This window comes from Streptomyces sp. 1-11, assembly GCF_007176755.1.
In the GTDB taxonomy this organism is placed as follows: domain Bacteria; phylum Actinomycetota; class Actinomycetes; order Streptomycetales; family Streptomycetaceae; genus Streptomyces.
The window spans coordinates 63,549-69,848 of the sequence record NZ_BJTV01000025.1 but is presented as its reverse complement, the minus strand read 5'-3'; the positions used below and the strand labels follow the sequence as shown (position 1 = coordinate 69,848).

The 6,300-nt window shown below is 62.1% G+C and carries 5 protein-coding genes and 1 pseudogene; 3 read left to right on the top strand and 3 right to left on the bottom strand.

Annotation, left to right across the window (positions count from 1 at the left end; all coding sequences use genetic code 11):
- The first annotated feature begins 365 nt into the window (after positions 1-365).
- Positions 366-3,113: an ATP-binding protein gene (locus TNCT1_RS33740; RefSeq protein WP_143639824.1), complete on the top strand. Its 2,748-nt coding sequence runs from the start codon at positions 366-368 to the stop codon at positions 3,111-3,113.
- 89 nt (positions 3,114-3,202) lie between these two features.
- Here the strand turns inward: TNCT1_RS33740 and TNCT1_RS33735 are convergent, their stop codons facing one another.
- Positions 3,203-3,688 carry a hypothetical protein gene (locus tag TNCT1_RS33735; RefSeq protein WP_143639822.1) on the bottom strand — a complete coding sequence of 162 codons (486 nt, stop codon included), beginning with the start codon at positions 3,686-3,688 and terminating at the stop codon, positions 3,203-3,205.
- 642 nt (positions 3,689-4,330) lie between these two features.
- Here TNCT1_RS33735 and TNCT1_RS36520 point away from each other — a divergent pair.
- Positions 4,331-4,520 (top strand): annotated as a pseudogene (locus TNCT1_RS36520) (hypothetical protein).
- Positions 4,521-4,522: 2 nt separating this feature from the next.
- Here TNCT1_RS36520 and TNCT1_RS33725 read toward each other — a convergent pair.
- Positions 4,523-4,927: a DUF6416 domain-containing protein gene (locus TNCT1_RS33725; RefSeq protein WP_235903026.1), complete on the bottom strand. Its 405-nt coding sequence runs from the start codon at positions 4,925-4,927 to the stop codon at positions 4,523-4,525.
- A 205-nt stretch (positions 4,928-5,132) separates the two neighbouring features.
- Positions 5,133-5,417, bottom strand: coding sequence for a hypothetical protein (locus TNCT1_RS33720; protein WP_143639820.1), 285 nt, complete (start codon positions 5,415-5,417; stop codon positions 5,133-5,135).
- 377 nt (positions 5,418-5,794) lie between these two features.
- Here TNCT1_RS33720 and TNCT1_RS33715 point away from each other — a divergent pair, with 377 nt between their 5' ends.
- Positions 5,795-6,244: a DUF2690 domain-containing protein gene (locus TNCT1_RS33715; RefSeq protein WP_143639818.1), complete on the top strand. Its 450-nt coding sequence runs from the start codon at positions 5,795-5,797 to the stop codon at positions 6,242-6,244.
- The last annotated feature ends 56 nt before the right edge of the window (positions 6,245-6,300 follow it).

The following is a 6,300-nucleotide window of genomic DNA, read 5'->3' as shown; positions in this document are numbered from 1 at the left end:
TGGACTCGACATCCGCGAGCTACCAAGAGGCCCTTCCTTCATGCACTCACCCCGGACAACTCACCCGAACCAGGCCCCCGTTCGAACCTGTCCGACCGCGCGAGCGGATAGAGAACAGGCAGTTAGGCAGCCACTTTGGGGCGAGCCTCTAAGATCATGGCCCCAACGTCGTGCTTTACCGGGCAGGTCCACAGACTGCCCGACGCGCCGGAAGCTTACGGGGCCATGATCACTCGCCCCAAAGCAGCTCCAGCCCAAAGCCGTTCCGCCGACCTCGCAGGGGCAGCCGATTGGCAGCCAGCAGGTGACCAGCGAACTTCTGCGATCAGCCCCGTATCGCAGCGGACACCGACCATACTCTAGACATGGTGCAGCCCAGCGAGTCATCCCGTCCCGCCCTGTGGTGCGGTGCTTTCGGCCTAGAGGCCTACACAGACAATGCCTCTGCGCGAGACAGATTCAAGCGTGCCTTGCTTGACATGGAAGCACGAGCTACTCAACTGGCTAACGAGATCGCACGAGACCTCCCGGACTTCACTCAACACGACATCAGTCACACATATGCGCTCTGGGAGATAGCCAATCACATCGCCGGTCCGGAGCTACGCCTTAACCCTGCAGAAGCCTTCGTACTTGGCGGTGCCATTCTTGTTCATGACCTAGCTATGAGTCGCGCTGCTCACCAGATCTCCGGACAGACTATTCGGTCCCGAAGGGAATGGCCGGACGCACTGGCGAACGAAATTCGGAGGCACCAAGGTAGGCCTCCGCATCCGGCGGAGCTAGCTTCCCCTCCGGAAGATCTCGCAGCAAAAGCCGACGCTGTCTTGCTCCGCGCTCTGCACGCAGAGGTCGCCGAGGTCCTACCCACGTCTTCATGGGAAATGCTCGACAAAAGCACTGCCTATCTAATCAATGACCCAGATATTAGGCAGGCGTACGGAAGAACTATTGGTCGGGTGGCCGCCAGTCATCACTGGAATTCTGACGAAGTCACTAAAAATCTCGCCGCTCCTGTAGGGGCGCCCGCCTTCGCCCCCATAGAGTGGCGCGTTGACACACTCCTTTCAGCTTGTCTTCTACGTACTGCAGATGCCGCGCATCTTGATGCGGGTCGTGTTCCGGATATACTCGCCGCTGTACGCAATATTGGACCCGCTTCCAAGGATCACTGGCTATTTCAAAGCAGAATCCAGCGACCTTACCTGAACAATGGTCGACTGGTCTTTACGGCTCCAGAGGGCTTCGGCGCTGACGAGATGAGCGCATGGTGGCTAGCGTACGAAACGCTCTCAATGGTCGATGAGGAACTGCGTAACACTGACAGCATCTTGTCCGACAACGGGCGCTCGACCCTCTCCGCCCGCGGTGTGGCGAACGTCGAATCCCCCAGAGCATTCAGCACGGTTGCTCCATGCCGGGACTGGGAGCCAGTCGAGGCAAAAATCCGCGTGGGAGATGTGGCCGGCCTCGTCAGGAGACTCGGCGGCAATGAACTATATGGCGAGGATTGGACTATTGGGCTCAGAGAGATCGTGATGAATGCTTGTGATGCGGTAAAGGCCCGGGAATCCTTGGCTTCCTACCGAGGTGCACGGCCCTTCCTTGGCAGAGTGACGGTGTGGCTGGAGCAGCACGAAAACGATACTTGGCTATCGTGCAGTGATAATGGAATTGGAATGTCTCCCTCAATACTCGGAGGCAAACTTCTTGACTTCGGTAGTACGTCTTGGCTGAGTGCCGACGTCGTTCGGGAAAATCCAGGACTCCTGGCAAGTAGATTCGAGCCGTCTGGACGTTTCGGTATTGGCTTCTTCTCGGTATTCATGATGGGCGAGAGGGTGCAGGTTCTGTCGCGTCCCGTTTCAGGGGGCCCGTCGGATACATGGGTACTGGAATTCAGTCACGGCGTTGAACACAGGCCGATTCTTCGCAAGGCCCTCGTTGATGAGCAACTTGACGATCCTGGGACAATGATCCGGATCAGGCTAGACGAGGGCATCTGTGAGAGCGATCGTCAGGAAGACGCGCAATTCGCTTCTCTTCGTGCGCGAATTAGAAGGGTGGGCTGGTCGACGGTTGAAAAGTGCACCCCGGCCGCACTGATCAGGTATCTGCTTCCGGCAAGCGCAGTTGATCTATGGGTTAGTGACTATGTGGGCGGCCAGCAATCCCGTTGCGTCGTATCTCAGAACGAATGGGTCACTATGGATGGCACGGAGCTTTTGCGTCGCATCTACGCGTTGCCGGAAAACGGCCTTACCTTTAATGGTTCTGAGGAGGATGAAGATTTTGACGGAAGCTGGGTCAGCAAGGACCAAGCAGAGGAGATTGCAATAAAGATGGGTAGCCGCCTCGAACTTGTACACAATGAGGAGGGGCAACCTGCTGGACGAATCGCCATGTTCGATCCCGAAATGATGGACGACGACCTCACGTACCCCACCGCTTCCATGGTGACGGCAGGCCCGGCGAGGACTAGCACGAGCCTCTCTTCAACAGCAGGAATTCTGTTGGGGAAGCCGTACGGCGCAGCAAGAGAGGCCGCGGTCCCGGTAGCAAGTTATTCGTCCTTGGGCTCCTGGGTAGATTCTCAACTTACGACGCTTAACCGTCTGAGCGAGGGAAGACCAGACGGTTGGGCCATTGTGCCGGCAGAACTGGCCTGGCGATTTGATCGGGATGGGGACCAGCTTCGCTGTTGGCTCACAAAGGAGGGCTGGCTCAACTATCTTGAACTCAAAGAATGGATTTCACGACGTCGCGAATTCTCCGTCGCAGAACCCTATAGCCTGCACATTGACGTGGGTTCTGACAGTCACATGGCAGATTTGAAAGATGACGTAGTAGCATTCCCGGAGAACAGGAAGGTCTTCCTAACCGGAGGAGCACAACTATTGAGTTGGGCTGGAGACCCCTCTTCGGAGCAACTCAGCCCGTTTGTGCACACGTTTGTCGCCGCGGTAAAGGAGGTGTGGGGTGCTACTGAAAGCAAGGTGTATCGATGCTTCCGTCGCCCCTACATGCGATATACAGACGTCGCTACCTTCCAAGGGCGGCCTGTTGTTGTCGGCGTTCAGCACGTAAGCCGTGACGACTGTTGCGCTTCGTAATTCTGCGCACCTCAGGCGGCTACTGCATTCTCGGAGTGTGGGCCAACGAAACTCATTATGCTACTGGGTGTGATAAGTTGGCCCCTCACTCACTGCATCTCAGGCAAAATGAATAGGAGTGCAAGGGTCCACATGGCCGTAGCAGAAAAGAGAATGAAGAGCAACACGTATGTTTCATGCCAGCGCAACAGATTTTTTACCTGGGGGCGCTGACGGAACCCCGGGCCGACGAGCTCATCGGTTATGTCACACTCCTCATTCCGATAGTCCAGCCAAGAAAGCGCGCCGACAACGATAAGCGTGATGGTAAACCCTGCGACCACAGTAGTAAGAACAAGTAGACCGATCACCCCATCTCGAGCCGCAGTTGGCGATATTCCCCATTTACGAAATCCCACGTACAGCGCCAGTGCGGCCCCCGTCAAGCTCGTAGCTAGCGTCTGGTAGATCGCAAGAAAACGATGCGCATTCTCGTTGACTACTTGAATCTGCTGCAGGATGTATCGGTAGCGCTCTAGTGCAAACTCCTTGCGCACTGTGCTCGGATCCGATCCTGTGCCGCCTTGTGCTGCCATTTGACCCACCCCCACTGAACTGACGTATCGTTAGCATAAGTGCTCGACCGGCCCCGCGAGCGAGGAAGCTGCCGATCAGTTTCGTAGGCCCCGACGGCAGGTGCTGATGGCAACAGGAACGTATGACGGGGCACGAGTGCCGCAGTCAGCACCTGGGCTTGCCCACAGGGGGGCCTTACTGCTGGGCCTACAGATGCGAGAACGAACTCCTGGAGCGGTGCTCAATAAGCTACGGCTGGCGGCGGTGACGGCAGCGCTGACGGCAACGGCGGCGGACGACAGCATCGCTCAGCAACTCGGCACGGTTCCAGTAAGGTGCCAGAGGCCCGGCCGGCCACGGCTTGCCCGCATCTTCTAAGCGCTTGGCCGCAGGTTCGAGTCCTGCCGGGGGCGCAACCCGTCACCAGCAAAAACGCCCCAGAGGGGACCTCCCCTCCAGGGCGTTTCGTGTCTCGGGCGGCCACGCCGGCGGCGACGGACCCGTCACTGACTCGCCGGGGAGCCGGCCGGCCGCGCGGAGCCCCGCGGCAGCGGGTCGGGCGACGCGGCCGCATACTGCCTCGCGGGACGGCCGCACGCTGCCTATGGTCATGCGTGTGCGGGGCCCGGCGACGGGCCGGCGGCGCCGACGGCAGGGGGACCGTGAGCAGGAGACGCTATGTCGCCAGGGGCGTGCCAGGCGGCTACCGGGTCTGGGACAACCGGGGACGTCGATGGTGGGGCGACCGCTACGAGTTGTGCCCCGACGATCTCCTGGCCGAACTCAACGGCCAGGCGGACCCGGCGCGGATTCAGTGCGCTGATGAAGCGGTACCGAGCGCGGAAGCGGTGACGTCACTCGCCGAGCTGAACGGCCGAGAACACCGCTGCCACCGAGGGGCGGACGGCGTACGAGGCGCCCGCGCCGCCCCTGGGGGCCTGCCACCAGTAGAACGGGAGCCGCCGCTCGCTGCTGCCGTGTCCCTTGCTCATCCCGGACAGCACACCTGCCACGCGCTGCGCCGGATCGCTCCCGTTCGGGCCGCCCAGGGCCTCGTCCACCAGTTCCGTGCAGTGGATCTGCCGGCCGGGGTTGCGCAACATGTACTGGAACACCCGCCGGGCCTGCGGTGCCAGTGCGGACAGGAACACCGCGGCCCGTTCCAGGTCCTCCGGACCCCATTCCGGGGCTCCGTAGTGGCCCTTCTCACCGGAGTGCCGGTCCCACCGCGCGTCGCTCTCAGACAGATACCGCGTCATGCCCGCCCCCAACAGTCGGCCCCTGGCTTGTGTCGTTGGCACCGTACAGATCCGCCCGGGCGCTGTGCGCCGAATCCCCGACGAAGGTCCACCGGCGCCCCGTTCCGGTTCTGCCGGGGACGCCCGTCCTGGCCCGTGGGAACGCCCTGGGGGACCTCCTCTCCGGGGCGCTTCGAGCTTCGGTGGGCGACGAGCCTGCCGCTCGCTAGCCGGCGGCCACGACTTGGCCGGACGTGACCTGGGGCGAGTTGGGAAGCAGCGATGCCAGGTGGTCCCGCACGAAGTCCGCCGCTCGCTCGACGGACTCCTCGGCGCCGGCGCGGTCCTCGTAGACGCTGGTGGAGAGCATCACCCCGTTCCCGGCGTCGACCCAGTAGTAGGCGACGAAGCCGGGGACCTGGCGGAGGATCGGAACGAATCCCTCGTCCACCAGGCGTCCCGCCTCGGCGGGATCCGTCACCCCTTCGTACCGCCGGACCACTGCGTACATAGCTGTCTCCTCCTGGATCCCCGGGCTGCCCTGCCCGGAACGACATACCCCTCGGCGCGTCTCCCCCGCTCACGGCGCTGCCCGAAGGCACCCGGACAGGCGCATGGGACGGCTCGGCGAGTGCTCGGTCGCAGTGCCGTCCGGCACCACGTGCGGTCGCTTTTCGGCCAGCTCGGCCCGAATTCTCGGGGTCCGGGGGAATCCCGTTGACTTGAGCGGCGCTGTTGATCAAACTCGCCCGGTCGGTGCGAAGATCGTCGGCCGACGGCGCGCACGGCACTGACCAGCCGGGCGCGCTTCGTCGCGGGTCCGGCGTCGCGGCACAGGGCCGTACGGGAAGTCCGGGCACCGCTTGTTCCTGAGGGGGAAATCCAGGCATGCGCAAGACCACAGCAAGGCTGGCGCTCGTCGGTGTGGCGGCGGCGACGCTGTCGATGGTTCCGCTCGCCGGTACGTCGTACGCCGCCGGGTGTTCCGGTGCCGGGTGCGACAATAAGGGCCCGGCCACCTACAAGTGCGACGACAGCAGTTCCACCAAGCGCAAGGTGGACAGCAACGGGCGGGTGGCGGAACTGCGCTGGTCCGCCGACTGCCTGGCCGGCTGGGTGCGGATCAAGAACAACGCGAACCCGTCGGTCTACGACTCCACCGCGACCATCGAGAAGTGGAGCCTCGACGGCAAGCTGCTGAAGTCCCTGTCCGTGCGGACGCCGGGCTACGGCAAGAGCGACTGGTCGAACATGCTCGGCGGACCGGAGTACAAGTACCGCGTGTGCGTCCGCTTCGACAGCGACCTGTACCCGCTGGAGTGCAGCAGCAAGTTCTAGTGCGTTGCTCGCGGCCCGTGTCCGTTCGCCGTTCACGGCGAACGGACACGGGCCGT